The sequence below is a fragment of the Shewanella submarina genome, assembly GCF_042646185.1.
GTDB classification, from domain to species: domain Bacteria; phylum Pseudomonadota; class Gammaproteobacteria; order Enterobacterales; family Shewanellaceae; genus Shewanella; species Shewanella corallii.
This window is the reverse complement of the sequence record NZ_JBHRTD010000018.1, coordinates 22,428-36,472: the sequence shown is the minus strand read 5'-3', so window position 1 is coordinate 36,472 and position 14,045 is coordinate 22,428. Positions and strand designations below refer to the sequence as shown.

The 14,045-nt window shown below is 51.8% G+C and carries 15 protein-coding genes; 13 read left to right on the top strand and 2 right to left on the bottom strand.

Annotated features, from left to right (window positions below):
• Positions 1–24 precede the first annotated feature (24 nt).
• From ubiE to ACFOE0_RS17270, 11 genes are all read left to right on the top strand, one after another.
• Entirely contained in the window at positions 25–780 is a 756-nt protein-coding gene (gene ubiE / locus ACFOE0_RS17320; protein WP_115138339.1) for a bifunctional demethylmenaquinone methyltransferase/2-methoxy-6-polyprenyl-1,4-benzoquinol methylase UbiE, read from the top strand.
• Positions 780–1,400: a ubiquinone biosynthesis accessory factor UbiJ gene (locus ACFOE0_RS17315; protein ID WP_248933849.1), complete on the top strand. Its 621-nt coding sequence runs from the start codon at positions 780–782 to the stop codon at positions 1,398–1,400. The genes ubiE and ACFOE0_RS17315 overlap by 1 nt, the downstream gene beginning before the upstream one ends.
• Positions 1,397–3,046 carry a ubiquinone biosynthesis regulatory protein kinase UbiB gene (gene ubiB, locus ACFOE0_RS17310; protein ID WP_248933848.1) on the top strand — a complete coding sequence of 550 codons (1,650 nt, stop codon included), beginning with the start codon at positions 1,397–1,399 and terminating at the stop codon, positions 3,044–3,046. Before ACFOE0_RS17315 ends, ubiB begins: the two co-directional genes overlap by 4 nt.
• Positions 3,047–3,109: 63 nt before the next feature.
• Positions 3,110–3,385, top strand: a complete 276-nt coding sequence (gene tatA, locus ACFOE0_RS17305) for a Sec-independent protein translocase subunit TatA (RefSeq protein ID WP_248933846.1) — start codon at positions 3,110–3,112, stop codon at positions 3,383–3,385.
• A gap of 6 nt (positions 3,386–3,391) precedes the next feature.
• Positions 3,392–3,826, top strand: a complete 435-nt coding sequence (gene tatB, locus ACFOE0_RS17300) for a Sec-independent protein translocase protein TatB (protein WP_115138343.1) — start codon at positions 3,392–3,394, stop codon at positions 3,824–3,826.
• Positions 3,827–3,829: 3 nt separating this feature from the next.
• A complete protein-coding gene (gene tatC / locus ACFOE0_RS17295) occupies positions 3,830–4,582 on the top strand; it encodes a twin-arginine translocase subunit TatC (RefSeq protein ID WP_115138344.1) in 753 nt (250 codons plus the stop codon).
• 53 nt (positions 4,583–4,635) lie between these two features.
• Positions 4,636–5,154 carry a hypothetical protein gene (locus ACFOE0_RS17290; RefSeq protein ID WP_248933845.1) on the top strand — a complete coding sequence of 173 codons (519 nt, stop codon included), beginning with the start codon at positions 4,636–4,638 and terminating at the stop codon, positions 5,152–5,154.
• Positions 5,155–5,156: 2 nt separating this feature from the next.
• A complete protein-coding gene (locus ACFOE0_RS17285) occupies positions 5,157–5,957 on the top strand; it encodes a TatD family hydrolase (RefSeq protein WP_248933844.1) in 801 nt (266 codons plus the stop codon).
• Positions 5,954–7,846, top strand: a complete 1,893-nt coding sequence (locus ACFOE0_RS17280; protein WP_248933843.1) for a sensor domain-containing diguanylate cyclase — start codon at positions 5,954–5,956, stop codon at positions 7,844–7,846. Before ACFOE0_RS17285 ends, ACFOE0_RS17280 begins: the two co-directional genes overlap by 4 nt.
• On the top strand, positions 7,843–8,853 hold the full coding sequence (gene hemB / locus ACFOE0_RS17275; RefSeq protein WP_115138348.1) for a porphobilinogen synthase: 1,011 nt from the start codon (positions 7,843–7,845) through the stop codon (positions 8,851–8,853). The genes ACFOE0_RS17280 and hemB overlap by 4 nt, the downstream gene beginning before the upstream one ends.
• Positions 8,854–9,028: 175 nt before the next feature.
• Complete coding sequence (locus ACFOE0_RS17270) at positions 9,029–9,562, top strand: thioredoxin family protein (protein ID WP_248933842.1); 534 nt, start codon at positions 9,029–9,031, stop codon at positions 9,560–9,562.
• A gap of 61 nt (positions 9,563–9,623) precedes the next feature.
• On the opposite strand, the gene ACFOE0_RS17265 is transcribed toward ACFOE0_RS17270, so the two are convergent.
• Both ACFOE0_RS17265 and rhlB read right to left on the bottom strand, forming a co-directional pair.
• The gene (locus tag ACFOE0_RS17265; RefSeq protein WP_248933841.1) at positions 9,624–10,541 is read right to left on the bottom strand and encodes a Ppx/GppA phosphatase family protein; all 918 of its coding nucleotides are present in this window, start codon (positions 10,539–10,541) and stop codon (positions 9,624–9,626) included.
• Complete coding sequence (rhlB, locus tag ACFOE0_RS17260) at positions 10,542–11,858, bottom strand: ATP-dependent RNA helicase RhlB (protein WP_248933840.1); 1,317 nt, start codon at positions 11,856–11,858, stop codon at positions 10,542–10,544.
• A 271-nt stretch (positions 11,859–12,129) separates the two neighbouring features.
• On the opposite strand from rhlB, the gene trxA reads away from it, so the two are divergent.
• Positions 12,130–12,456, top strand: a complete 327-nt coding sequence (gene trxA, locus ACFOE0_RS17255) for a thioredoxin TrxA (RefSeq protein ID WP_115138352.1) — start codon at positions 12,130–12,132, stop codon at positions 12,454–12,456.
• A gap of 210 nt (positions 12,457–12,666) precedes the next feature.
• Positions 12,667–13,932, top strand: a complete 1,266-nt coding sequence (gene rho / locus ACFOE0_RS17250; protein ID WP_115138353.1) for a transcription termination factor Rho — start codon at positions 12,667–12,669, stop codon at positions 13,930–13,932.
• Positions 13,933–14,045: the final 113 nt, after the last annotated feature.

The following is a 14,045-nucleotide window of genomic DNA, read 5'->3' as shown; positions in this document are numbered from 1 at the left end:
CATCGATACAACAGGAAGCAATCAATGTCTGAGGACAAGTCATCCAGTACCCACTTCGGATATAAAACCGTAGAGTCGGAAAAGAAAGCCGATATGGTTGCCGACGTATTCCACTCAGTAGCCGCCAAATACGACATTATGAATGACGTGATGTCCTTCGGTATTCACAGGCTCTGGAAACGATTCACCATTGAGACGGCTGCAGCCCGTCCGGGTATGAAGGTGCTGGATCTGGCCGGTGGTACCGGTGATTTGACCGCAAAGTTCTCCCAGCTGGTTGGTGAAAAAGGTGAGGTTATCCTGGCCGATATCAACGACTCCATGCTGAAAGTGGGCCGCTCTAAACTGCGCGACCGCGGCATTGTGGGCAATGTGAACTATGTTCAGGCCAACGCCGAAGCCCTGCCTTTCCCTGATAACCATTTCGATATCATCACCATTGCCTTTGGTCTGCGTAATGTGACCGACAAGGACAAAGCCCTGCGTTCTATGCAGCGTGTACTGAAGCCGGGTGGTAAATTGCTGGTGCTGGAGTTTTCCAAGCCGCAGCACGATTTGATGCGCAAGGTGTACGACATGTACAGCTTCAAAATCCTGCCTAAGATGGGCGATATCATCACTCAGGATGCCGGTAGCTATGAGTACCTGGCTGAGTCTATCCGTATGCACCCGGATCAGGAGACACTGAAGCAGATGATGATCGACGCCGGTTTCGAGCAGGTGGATTACACCAATATGACTGACGGCATCGTCGCCCTGCACAAAGGGTACAAGTTCTGATGTTACAGCGGGAGTGGCCTTTGTTGGTTTGCGCCGCCGCCGAGTCCGGCATTAACCGGATGATTCAGCAGGCTCCGGCGGAATATGCCAGAGCTCAGCTGGATGGTAAGTCGGTGACAGTGGAACTGACTCAGCTTTCCTTCCCTCTGACCCTGATATTCAGCGGCCAACGTACTCAGGTGTTGAGCCGCTATGAAGGTGATGTCAGCGTCAGTGTGAAAGCCGATGCCGCCACTCTGATTAAGCTGGGCGAAGGCGCTCAGCTGACTGAATTAATTAAACAGGACAAGCTGTCTCTGGACGGTGACCTGGCGACCTTGCAGGCGTTGAGTCAGTTCCTGCAGCAAAACCCGCTGGATTTTGCTGACCCCATTTCCCGCTATCTGGGAGATGCCCCTACCCATAAACTCTTCGAAACGCTCAAATCCGGTCAGATGTTCGCACTCAAGGTGCTCCAGGGTACCCGTGATCATTTAAGTGAACTGGCGACCGAAGAGTACCGCATCGCTCCGGGCCGACTGGAGTATCTGCACTTCAAAGACAGACTCGAAGATCTGTGCCGTGATGTCGACAACATAGACACCCGGATACAACAACTGACAGACAAGGTAAAACCATGACAGGCGCCAGCTTCCGCCGTGGCTACCAGGTTATCCGTACTGCGCTGCAGTATGGCCTGGATGAAATGCTACCGGCGAAACTCACCCCCTGGTACTACAAACTTCTGCGAGGCAGCCTGTTCTGGTTGCGCAATCAACATAAAGACAAGCCCTCCGGCGAACGCCTGAAACTGGCAATGCAGGAGTTGGGACCGGTTTACATTAAATTCGGTCAGATGTTGTCTACCCGCAGAGACCTGTTGAGCGATGAGTGGGCCGAAGAGCTGGCCATGCTGCAGGACAGGGTTCCACCTTTCTGCTCAACCCTGGCCCGTGAAGCCATTGAGGCGGAGTTGGGACAGTCCATCGACAGCCTGTTTGAAGATTTCGACGATGAACCTCTGGCCTCAGCCTCCATCAGTCAGGTCCATACCGCCACGCTGAAGCGCACCGGCGAGCCTGTGGTACTTAAGGTACTGCGCCCCAATGTGGAAGCTCAGGTGAAAGCGGATTTGGAACTCATGACCCAAAGCGCCCGCTTTGTTGAATGGGTTCTGGGTGACGGCAACCGTCTGCGTCCGCTGGAAGTGGTGCAGGATTATGAGAACACCATTCTGGGTGAGCTGAACCTCAAGCTGGAAGCCCACAACGCCATGAAGCTGAGGGGTAATTTCCAGGATTCAGACGCCATCTATATCCCCTATGTCTACGAAGATCTCTGCTATCCCCGCCTGATGGTGATGGAGAAGGTCGAAGGTATTCCGGTTTCCGATATCGAAGCGCTGAAAGCTCAGGGCACAAACTTCAAGCTGCTGGCAGAACGCGGAGTGGAGCTGTTCTTTACTCAGGTGTTCCGCGATAACTTCTTCCATGCGGATATGCACCCGGGCAATATTTTTGTCTCCCGTGATCACCCGGACAACCCTTACTACATTGGGTTGGACTGCGGCATCATGGGCACACTGACCGAGGAAGACCAGCGCTATCTGGCCGAGAACTTCCTGGCCTTCTTCAACCGCGATTACAAGCGTATTGCCCAGCTGTATGTGGAGTCCGGCTGGGTATCCGCCAACACAGATGTGCCCGCCTTTGAGCAGGCAATCAAGGCGGTGTGTGAACCTATGTTCAACAAGCCGCTGAATGAGATCTCTTTCGGTCACGTACTGTTGGAGCTGTTCCGCACTGCCCGCCGCTTCGACATAGTGGTGCAGCCGCAACTGGTATTGCTGGAAAAAACCCTGCTTTATATTGAAGGTTTGGGACGCCAGCTTTACCCGGAGCTGGACTTGTGGGCCACCGCCAAGCCGTTTCTTGAGAACTGGATGGCTGAGCAGGTCGGTGCCAAAGCAATGTTCAAAAAAGTGCAATCCAAGGCCCCCTACTGGTCTGATAAACTCCCTGAGCTTCCTGAGCTGGTGTATGACAATCTCAAGCTGGGTAAGAAGTTAATGGGTAATTACCAACAGCTCATTGACCGTTACTTAAGTCATCAAGAAAGAGCTCATAAAAGTAACTACCTGCTGATAACTTCTGCCGTTTTGGTGATCTGCGGCACGATATTGTTCGGACAGATGGATACACTATGGCTTCCTTGCGCCTGTATTGTGACCGGCGCAGCAGTGTGGCTTTTGGGATGGCGAGCCAGGCCTCGAAAGCGAAAATTTTAGGTAGCACTAAACAACTAAAGGTTCATAATAGAACCGATACTTAATCTAAGAGGAAAGCTTCACATGGGTGGCATTAGTATTTGGCAACTTCTGATTATCGCGCTGATCGTAGTACTGCTGTTCGGTACCAAGAAACTGCGTACCCTGGGTGGTGACCTGGGCGGTGCAATCAAGGGGTTCAAGAACGCCATGTCTTCTGAAGACGAGAAAAAGGCTCTTGAAGAGCAGAAAGCTCAGCAAGCTGCTCCACAACAGACCGCAGCTCAGCAGCAGCCAGAGCAAACTGCTCAGACTGCACAACCAGCTCAAAAAGCTGAAGAGAAGAAAGAACAGGCGTAATTTTCTATGTTCGATGGTATCGGCTTTATGGAGCTGCTGCTCATCGGTATTATCGGCCTGGTGGTACTGGGCCCTGAGAGATTACCGGTGGCAGTTCGCTCAATCACAGGTTGGATCCGTGCGATGAAACGCATGGCTAACTCAGTGAAAGATGAGTTGGAACAAGAGCTGAAAATTGAACAACTGCACAATGACCTGAAACAAGCAGAGTCAAAGGGGCTGTCTAATCTGTCCCCTGAGTTGCAGGAGTCCATTGATCAGCTTAAGCAGGCTGCTCAGTCGGTGAACCGCCCTTATCAGGTTGACGATGTGCTCGACAGCCAGAAAAAGCAGGAATCAGCACCCTCTGCCGCGCCAGCGAACACCACTTCATCCGCACAGGCTACTCAGACCGGCAACACTGCTGACTCTGCAGATAACAAGCCTCAAGCAAACGGATAATCGATGTCGCAACAACAACCTTTAATCGCACACTTGCTGGAGCTGCGCACACGCCTGTTGCATGCCGTTGCTGCTGTGATGCTGGTGTTTCTCTGCCTGGTTTACTGGGCGCAGGACATCTATCACTATGTAGCAACGCCGCTGCTGGAAGTGATGCCACAAAGCGGCAGCATGATTGCTACCGACGTGGCTGCGCCATTCTTCGCGCCTTTTAAGCTGACACTGATCCTGTCGTTTTTTATTGCCATTCCCTATGTGCTTTATCAGATCTGGGCGTTTATCGCACCCGGCCTGTACAAGCATGAAAAACGACTGGTAATGCCGCTGCTGTTCAGCAGTACCATGCTGTTCTATCTGGGCATGGCGTTCGCTTATTTTATTGTGTTCCCGGTTGTGTTCGGCTTCTTCACCAGTGTCGCGCCGGAAGGGGTTAACATTGCAACCGATATCAACAGCTACCTGAGCTTCGTGCTTAAGCTGTTCTTCGCATTCGGTCTGTCATTTGAAATCCCTGTGGCTGTGGTACTGCTGTGCTGGGCCGGGGTGACCTCAGTGGAAGACCTGAAAGAGAAGCGCCCTTACATAGTTGTTGGTGCCTTCGTAGTTGGTATGTTGTTGACACCGCCAGACGTGATCTCTCAGACCATGTTGGCCGTGCCTATGCTGCTTTTGTTTGAAGCCGGATTGCTTGCTGCTCGTTTTTACAGTAAAACTGACAGCGAAGATGAATCCGACGAACAAGAACACGCCAACTGATCCGACTGCAGTACTGCGGATCTCCCGGCTGTAAAACAATAAGGATGCTGTGTATGCGTTTTGCAGGGATTTCCGCCGTTTGCCTTTTATTGTCAACTCAGGCCTTTGCCTCGGTTGAAACTCAATTGACCCAATGTGCCGCCATCAGCGATAAGCTGGACAGGCTTATCTGTTACGACAAGCTGGCGGCCGCTGTCGGTCACTCCTCCTCCCAACCAGCTGTTGTTTCTGCTCCAGCCAAGCCAGCTGTCGCGCCTGTACCTGCAGCCCCGGTAGCAGCACCTGTTGCTGTAGTCAGTGCTGAAGAGCAGTTTGGTAATGAAAACAAAGCCAAAAGACAGCAAGCAGAAGAGATAGAAAAGCTCTACTTCGAAGTTGCTTCGGTTGATAAAGACCCCTATGGCCGCCTGCAACTGACCTTCAGCAATGGCCAGAAGTGGAAGCAAACCGAAAGCCGCCGTTTTAAGGTGAAAGCAGGCCAGACAGTGTTTATTGAACGCGCCGCGCTGGGCTCTTTCCTGATGGGAATGGATGACCGTAACAGCACTATCAGGGTCAAACGCATTAAGTAAATATGTCCGACCACATAGACATCGCTGTCAATCTGATTGGCAGCGCCCTTGAATCGAATCTCGACACTGTTGTAGCTGAAGCCGAAGCAGCCGGTGTTTCTCCTCTGATTGTTATCGGCAGTTCTCTGGTAGAAAGCCGTCAGGCCATTGAGGCATGTCAGGGGTATCCCGGCAAGCTCTACTCAACCGCCGGCGTGCACCCTCACCATGCCAGCAGCTGGAATGAGTCCAGCTACGACGAGAACCGTGCACTGTGCGCCAATACCTACGTGGTGGCTGTGGGCGAGTGTGGTCTGGACTATAACCGCGACTTTTCTCCAAGAGACAAACAGCGTGAAGCCTTTGCCGCTCAACTCAAGCTGGCAGTGGAGTTGCAGTTGCCCGTTTTGATGCATGAGCGGGATGCCCATGCAGATTTTCTGGCAATTCTGAAAGAGTACAGACCCCATTTGGTGGATGCCGTGCTGCACTGTTTTACCGGTAACCGTGAGTCCCTTGAAGCTTATCTTGAGCAGGATATTTATCTTGGGATTACCGGCTGGGTGTGCGATGAACGTCGCGGTCAGGAGCTGGCCGAAATAGTGCCTTTAATCCCCGACGACCGCATTATGATAGAGACGGACAGTCCCTACCTGCTGCCCCGCAGCATGCGCCCCAAGCCAAAATCCAGCAAAAACCTGCCAAAGTACCTGCCCTATATCGCTGAGTACATTGCGGGCCTGCGTCGCCAGGCACCGGATCAGTTTGCCGCCAGAACCCTGGCCAACAGTCGCCGTTTCTTCCGCCTGGATGCCCTGCCATGAAACACCTGATATTGTTGCTGGCCTGGGTATGGGTGCTCATTGCACCGACTGCGCAGGCCAAAGATGAGCTGGAGATCAATGACTCATCACAGCCACGTATAGCCCTGAATCAGTGGATGGATATCAGCACTAAAGAGGTGATGAGCCTCAATGCGCTGATGCGTCTGTCTGAGGATGACTGGCAACCTCTGAAAACCGGTGACACAGAAAGAATTGGTGTCAGCCAATTCTGGTTCAGGTTGAAGGTTGCCAACGGTCTGGGCTACAACTACCGCGTCCTGTCTCTTAATAATCCTCTGCTGGATCGCATTGAGATCTTCCACCTTGAAAATGGCCGCTTGATTGATCAGGCCATTATGGGTGACAGCTTACCCTTCTCCCAGCGTCCGGTAAAAAGCACAGGTTTCCTGTTCCCCATCGAGATGGAGCCCAACTCTGAGCATACTTTGTATGTTCGGATTGACTCCCGTGGCGCGGCGCATCTGAACTTTATGCTGCTGTCACCCAAGTTGATGTACCAGCAGATGGAATCCTATCTGCTGCTCAATGGTGCCCAGCTCGGCGCGCTGGCTGCAATCGGTCTGTTCTCTCTGTTTATTGCCCTGACCTCCAAGTCATTCAGTTACGCCTATTACTCGGGCTATGTGCTGAGTATGACCCTGCTGGTTGCTGCCATTAATGGCTTTGCTTTTCGCTTTCTGTGGCCCTCGCTGCCGCAGATGCAACTGTACGCTATCCCCTTTCTAATCCCGCTGGTGATGGCCTTCGCAGTCATGTTTACCGAGAAGTTACTGCAACTTAAACGCCATAGCATGCGGCAGTTACGCCTCTCCAGAGCGACTGCTGCCATCGCCGTGTTTATCAGTCTTATCTCGCCGCTGATGCCCTATGACCTGGCGATACGTATCCAAATCATTATGGTACTGGCCATCAGCAGCATGTTGATGTTCTTCGCCATTCGTCAGGCGATTAAGGGTGACAAGCTGGCCAGGCTCTACAGCATTGGCTGGTGCACCATGTTGGCAGGTGCCCTGTACACAGGACTCTTGTACCTGGGCATTTTGCACGCCGATTACAAGCCGCAACTGCCGGTAATGGTTGGGCTGACATTTGAGGTGGTGTTTATGGCGGCCGTGTTGGCTATTCGCTACAACGATGAACGCCGTGCCAAACAGGCGATGCAGGAGAAAGCACTGGAACAGGCCCAACGGCTGCAGGATCTCAGAGAGGAAGCCCTGCGGGATGAAGAGAAGACCAAGCAGCAATTGGAGCGCATGGTGCAGGAACGCACTCTGGAGCTGGAAATCACCCTGCGAGAGCTGAATGAAGCCAACCAAAAGCTCACTGAAAAAGCGACGGTAGACAGCCTGACTCAGCTGAAAAACCGCCGTGCCTTTGATAAACGCCTGGTGGCCGAAGGTCGCATCAGCCGGCGTCAGCAAACCGCGCTGTCACTGCTGATGGCAGACGTCGATCACTTTAAAGCTATCAACGACAGTTATGGCCATCTTGCCGGTGATGAAATTTTGCGCCAGGTGGCAGAGTTACTTCAGTCACAACTTAAGCGCCCAAGTGATCTGCTGTCACGTTTTGGGGGTGAGGAGTTTGCTATCATACTGCCCAACACCTCTGCCGAGGGGGCAATTCTGCTGGCTGAACAGATACGTGAAGCCGTGTTAGACGCCGATATTGAGTGGGAGGGCAAAGCCATTCCACTGACCATCAGTGTCGGGGTCAGTGCCGCTATTATTGAGTCCGATGAGCACCCGACAGAGTTACTAGAGCAAGCGGATAAGGCCCTGTACCAGGCCAAGCAAACAGGCCGTAACAAGGTGTGCCTCTATTCGCCAAAGGACACGACAGTCACCGAATTCAGGAGTCGAATGTGAATATCATTACCAGTGCTTTTCCCAACCGCAGAATGCGCCGTATGCGCAAGCACGATTTCAGCCGCCGCTTGATGGCTGAAAATCAGCTGACGGTGAACGACCTTATTTATCCTATGTTCGTGTTGGAAGGTAACAACCGTACTGAGCAGGTTGCTTCCATGCCGGGTGTTGAGCGCTACTCCATTGACCTGCTGCTGAAAGAGGCGGAAGAGTTGGTTGAACTGGGTATCCCTATGATCGCCCTGTTCCCGGTCACTCCTTCAGAGAAAAAATCTCTGATGGCTGAAGAAGCCTATAACGCCGATGCGCTGGCTCAGCGTGCAGTACGTGAACTCAAGCGTGAATTCCCTGAGCTGGGCATTATGACCGACGTGGCGCTGGATCCCTTCACTACCCACGGTCAGGACGGCATCATCGACGATACCGGTTATATCCTGAATGACATCACCACAGAGATTCTGGTGAAGCAGGCCCTGTCTCACGCCGAAGCCGGTGCTGATGTGGTTGCTCCTTCCGACATGATGGACGGCCGTATCGGCGCCATCCGTCAGGCACTGGAAGAGGCCGGTCACGTAAACACCCAGATTATGGCTTACAGCGCCAAGTACTCTTCCAACTACTATGGTCCATTCCGTGATGCAGTTGGTTCAGCCGGTAACCTGAAAGGCGGTAACAAGCACAGCTATCAGATGGATCCTGCCAACAGCGACGAAGCCCTGCATGAAGTGGCTTTGGACATTCAGGAAGGCGCTGACATGGTAATGGTGAAACCAGGTATGCCTTATCTGGATATCGTTCGCCGAGTAAAGACAGAGCTGGCGGTACCCACTTTCGCTTATCAGGTCAGTGGCGAGTACGCCATGCACATGGCAGCCATTCAGAACGGCTGGCTGTCTGAAAAGGCGGTGATCATGGAATCCCTGCTGTGCTTCAAGCGTGCTGGTGCCGATGGCATTCTGACCTACTTTGCCAAGCAGGCTGCACAGTGGCTGAAAGAAGCCAGATAATCGCCTGAGCCAGGTAAAACGCCGCTGCATTCAGCGGCGTTTTTGTATCTGTGATACCAGCAGTTAATCTTTTATAAACAAAGTGATCCAGCTAACATTCAGGGCCACTACCGCTGGGCAAAAACTCCTCACCATGATTGGATAAGAACATACTGAAGTGTGAGGTTCTGATACCATGACTAAAGCGATAAAAGTTCTGCTCGCCACCACTGCACTGTTTTTCAGTGCTCAAACTCTGGCTTCCGGTGGATGCGGCTTTGAAACAGAAAACACAGGGCTGATCGGCTCCTGTACCCAAGAGGAACAAGAAGTGATTCTGACCGGAATGATAGAACCCAAAACGCTGATTCAGGAAGATGATTTCAGTGAAGGCTACCAAAGTTATCAGGTGGATCAGGGCACGCTGGCTGCGCTGAAGTCTGTTACCACACCAACTGAGATTGTCGTGATTATCGGTACCTGGTGCCCAGACTGTCACCGCGAAACACCTCGCTTTATCCGCATTATGGAAGAGCTGAATAACCCGAACATCACCGCCAAATACATAGGCGTTGATCGTCAGAAGAAAGATGATGAGGGCCTGGCTAACGAGTATGAGTTTACCCGTATCCCCACCTTTATCGTGATTCAGGATGACAAAGAGATTGGCCGCATTGTTGAGCGTCCGACTGAGTCTCTGGAAAAAGATCTGGCGAAGATTCTGAAGTAATCAAAATCTCCCAGGATCAAAAAAGGCCGCAGTAGCGGCCTTTTTACTATCGAACCCCAGCTTAATGACTGAGGTTTTCTGCCAACTGTTGCAGCACACCTTCACGCAGGGCGCCACCGGACAGATGCAGCTTATCGATATGCAGCTGATCAAACAGGGCAATAAGGATAGCAACACCGGCGGCAAAGGTGGGGACACGCTCGGCATTCAGGCCTGTAATTCCGGTGAGTCTGGCATCTGTCTGGGCCAGAATTTCATCACGTATGCTCAGCAGTACTTCTTTGGTGATGATTTGTGGCAGCTCTCTGTGAGCCAATAACTCCATCACAGACTGCACTGAACCCGATGCTCCAACAACGCCATTCCAACCGAGTCGGCGCAGTTCCTGCTCCTTCTCGCCCAGAATACGGATGGCATCTGCGGCGGCATCTTCGAAGTCTTTCACTGAGTAGGGGAAGCTATCGAAGTACTGACGTGAGCTGGTCACACAACCAAAACCTACACTGGCCTTGAACAGGACTTCCATCCCCTCGCCCACGATGAACTCGGTACTGGCACCGCCAATATCCACCACCAGACGACGACCGCCGCCCTGAGTGTTGGCCACCATGCCCTGATAAATCAGTTCGGCTTCGCGCATACCGGAAATGACTTCGATGGGACATCCCAACAGAGGCACTGCGCGCTCGCTGAACTCATCGGCATTGCTGACACTTCGCAGTGTTGCCGTAGCGATAACGGCAACGTTGCGGCGATCAACCTTGTGATGGTCCAGCATACGACCAAACATCGCCAGACAATCCAGCCCCCGTTCCATCACGGATTGCTGCAGTCGGCCATCTTCCCCCATCCCCTCAGCCAAGCGTACTTTGCGCTTGTACTTGGCGATGATCTTGGGGCGGTGGCCTTCTGTATGAGCCACCAACATGTTAAAGCTGTTAGAGCCCAGCGTTATGGCTGCATAATTGGTCTTGCGCATTTACGAGTGTCTACGGGTCCTGTCGTGACGTGGAGGACGACCACTGCGATGAGCTCCCTGTGGTCGTGGTGCACCTGTGCGTTCGCGCAGATTGCGCGGCGCGGTGCTGTGTTTACGGTGGATCTTCACCGGCGGAGCCAGATCTTCCAGCAGCGCTTCTCTGTCATAGTTGCTCAGAGGAATGGAGTGCTTAATGTACTCCTCAATCGCTGGCAGATTCAGAGCGTATTCTTCACAGGCAAAGCTGACAGACACGCCCTTCTGACCTGCACGACCGGTACGACCGATACGGTGTACATAGTCTTCGCAATCATCCGGCAGATCATAGTTGTATACATGGGACACATCAGAGATGTGCAGGCCACGGGCTGCTACGTCGGTCGCAACCAGGATATCCAGTTGGCCTTTGGTGAACTGTTCCAGAATGCGCAAACGCTTCTTCTGAGGCACATCACCGGTCAACAGGCCAACACGGTGACCATCACCTTCCAGTGCTGCCCACAGCTTTTCACACATATGCTTGGTGTTGGCAAACACAATGGCTTTGTCCGGCCAGTCCTCTTCAATCAGCGTCTGCAGCAGACGCATCTTGTCTTCCATGGAAGGATAGAAGAGTTCTTCTTTAATATTCTTGGAGGTTTTCTCCTCCGGCGCGATCTCAACCTTTTCAGGGTCGTTCATATGATCGTAAGCCAGCTCCTGTACCTTCATGGACAGGGTAGCTGAGAACAGCATATTCAGACGGTCTTTCGCATTCGGCATACGGCGGAACAGGAAACGAATATCCTTGATAAAGCCCAGGTCGAACATGCGGTCAGCTTCATCCAGCACCACGGCCTGGATGGCAGACAGGTTAATCACCCCCTGACGCACGTAATCAATAATACGACCTGTGGTACCAATCAGGACATCGACGCCTTTTTCCAACACTTTCATCTGGGCGTCGTAGCCTTCACCGCCGTATACAATGCCCACTTTCAGCTTGGTATGCTTGGACAGCAAAGTGGCATCTTTGGCGATTTGAATCGCCAATTCACGGGTAGGTGCCATAATGATGGCTCGAGGCTGATTAGTCTGGCGACCTTCCGGCTCAGCAGTCGTCAACAGATGGTTAAAGGTGGCTACCAGAAATGCCAGGGTTTTACCTGTACCGGTTTGTGCCTGACCTGCGATATCTTTTTGCTGGAGGAGAATTGGCAGCGACAGCGCCTGAATTGGAGTGCAATACTCAAAGCCGTTTTCGGACAGTGCCTTAAGCACCTTCTCTTGCAGAGGGAACTCGGCAAATTTTTGTTTGGATAAATGTGTTTCGCTCATAGCGCAAGCATACCAGTTAGGGTTGCAATAAGATACTCGATCGTTTGAAATAGCGGCAAGTAAAACAAGGTGTAACTAACGGGGCGATATAATCAATCAGGTTTCTAAACCCAAATATTGGCGGTCGCCGTATTCGGAATGGATTTCTGATATTTTCATTGAGATGAAAATGAGTCTCATACCCCGGGCTTGAAAAGCCAAAAAACGCACCCAATATACAGGGTATGCCATTCACAAACCAGCGATGGCACCACATAAACCGGAGAAGATCATGAGTGACAAAATCGTAACCCTGAGCGACGACAGCTTTGAAAATGACGTACTGAAATCAGAACTGCCTGTACTGGTAGATTTCTGGGCTGAATGGTGCGGCCCATGCAAAATGATCGCTCCAATCCTGGATGACGTTGCCGGCGAGTACGAAGGTAAACTGACCGTAGCCAAGCTGAACGTTGACCAGAACAACGCCTCTCCAGCCAAATATGGCGTGCGTGGTATTCCAACTCTGCTGCTGTTCAAAAACGGTGAGCTGGCTGGTACCAAAGTTGGCGCTCTGTCCAAGACTCAATTGAAAGAGTTTATCGACGCTCAGATCTAATTTGAGCCCGAGTGCGTCAAACGGCACAATTTTATTGATAAATTGTGCCGTTCCTTCCGAAAAAATATGGACGCCTCCATTGGTTAGTGCTACTTTAATAACCAGATTCTTTCAAATAACCCACTCCTCACCGTTCAATCCACTCAAGCCTACACAATCGAAGCAGATTGAGCGCGATGAGCCTGTCGCGTAGTTACAAGACCCATCGAAATGAACTTATCAGAACTGAAAAACAAGTCGATTTCCGACTTAGTAGCCTTAGCCGAAAGCATGAAACTGGAAAATATGGCCCGCGCCCGCAAGCAGGACATTATTTTCTCTATCCTGAAAGCCCACGCCAAAAGCGGTGAAGACATTTTCGGTGGCGGTGTACTGGAAATTCTGCAAGATGGTTTCGGCTTCCTTCGCAGCGCCGACGGTTCCTACCTGGCAGGCCCGGACGATATCTATGTATCACCAAGCCAGATTCGCCGCTTTAATATGCGCACCGGTGATACCATTGCAGGTAAGATTCGCCCACCTAAAGAAGGTGAACGTTATTTTGCCCTGCTGAAAGTCAACGAAGTTAACTTCGACAAGCCTGAAAACTCCCGCAACAAGATCCTGTTTGAAAACCTTACCCCACTGCACGCTGAAGAACGCCTGCGTATGGAGCGTGGTAACGGTTCAACTGAAGATATTACCGCCCGTATTCTTGACCTGTGTTCCCCTGTGGGTAAAGGTCAGCGTGGTCTGATTGTAGCCCCGCCAAAAGCCGGTAAGACTTTGTTGCTACAGAATATTGCTCAGTCAATCTCCTACAACAATCCAGATGTGGTGTTGATGGTATTGCTGATTGACGAACGTCCTGAAGAAGTAACTGAAATGCAGCGTCTGGTTAAAGGTGAAGTGATCGCTTCTACCTTTGATGAGCCAGCAAGCCGTCACGTTCAGGTTGCTGAAATGGTGATTGAAAAGGCCAAGCGCCTGGTAGAGCACAAGAAAGACGTAGTGATCCTGCTGGACTCTATTACCCGTCTGGCCCGTGCCTACAACACAGTAATCCCTTCTTCCGGTAAAGTACTGACAGGTGGTGTGGACGCCAACGCCCTGCACCGTCCAAAGCGCTTCTTCGGTGCTGCCCGTAACATCGAAAACGGTGGCAGCCTGACCATTATCGCCACGGCTCTGGTTGATACCGGCTCCAAGATGGACGAAGTGATCTACGAAGAATTTAAAGGTACCGGTAACCAGGAACTGCACCTGTCCCGTAAGGCGGCAGAAAAGCGTGTATTCCCGGCCATCGACTTTAACCGTTCAGGTACCCGTCGCGAAGAGAAGCTGACAACTCCTGACGAACTGCAGAAGATGTGGATCCTGCGTAAGATTCTGAACCCAATGGACGAAGTAAGCGCCATGGAGTTCTTAATTGACAAGCTGGCCATGACCAAGACCAATGACGAGTTCTTCACTGCGATGAAGCGCGCCAAGTCTTAATCAGCTAATACGTTGAGACCAATAGCTTGATATGAAAGCCACCTTTCCCAGGTGGCTTTTTTATTGGGCGATACTCAGTTGATGGCGCAAGCACCATGGCTATGTGAGTAACC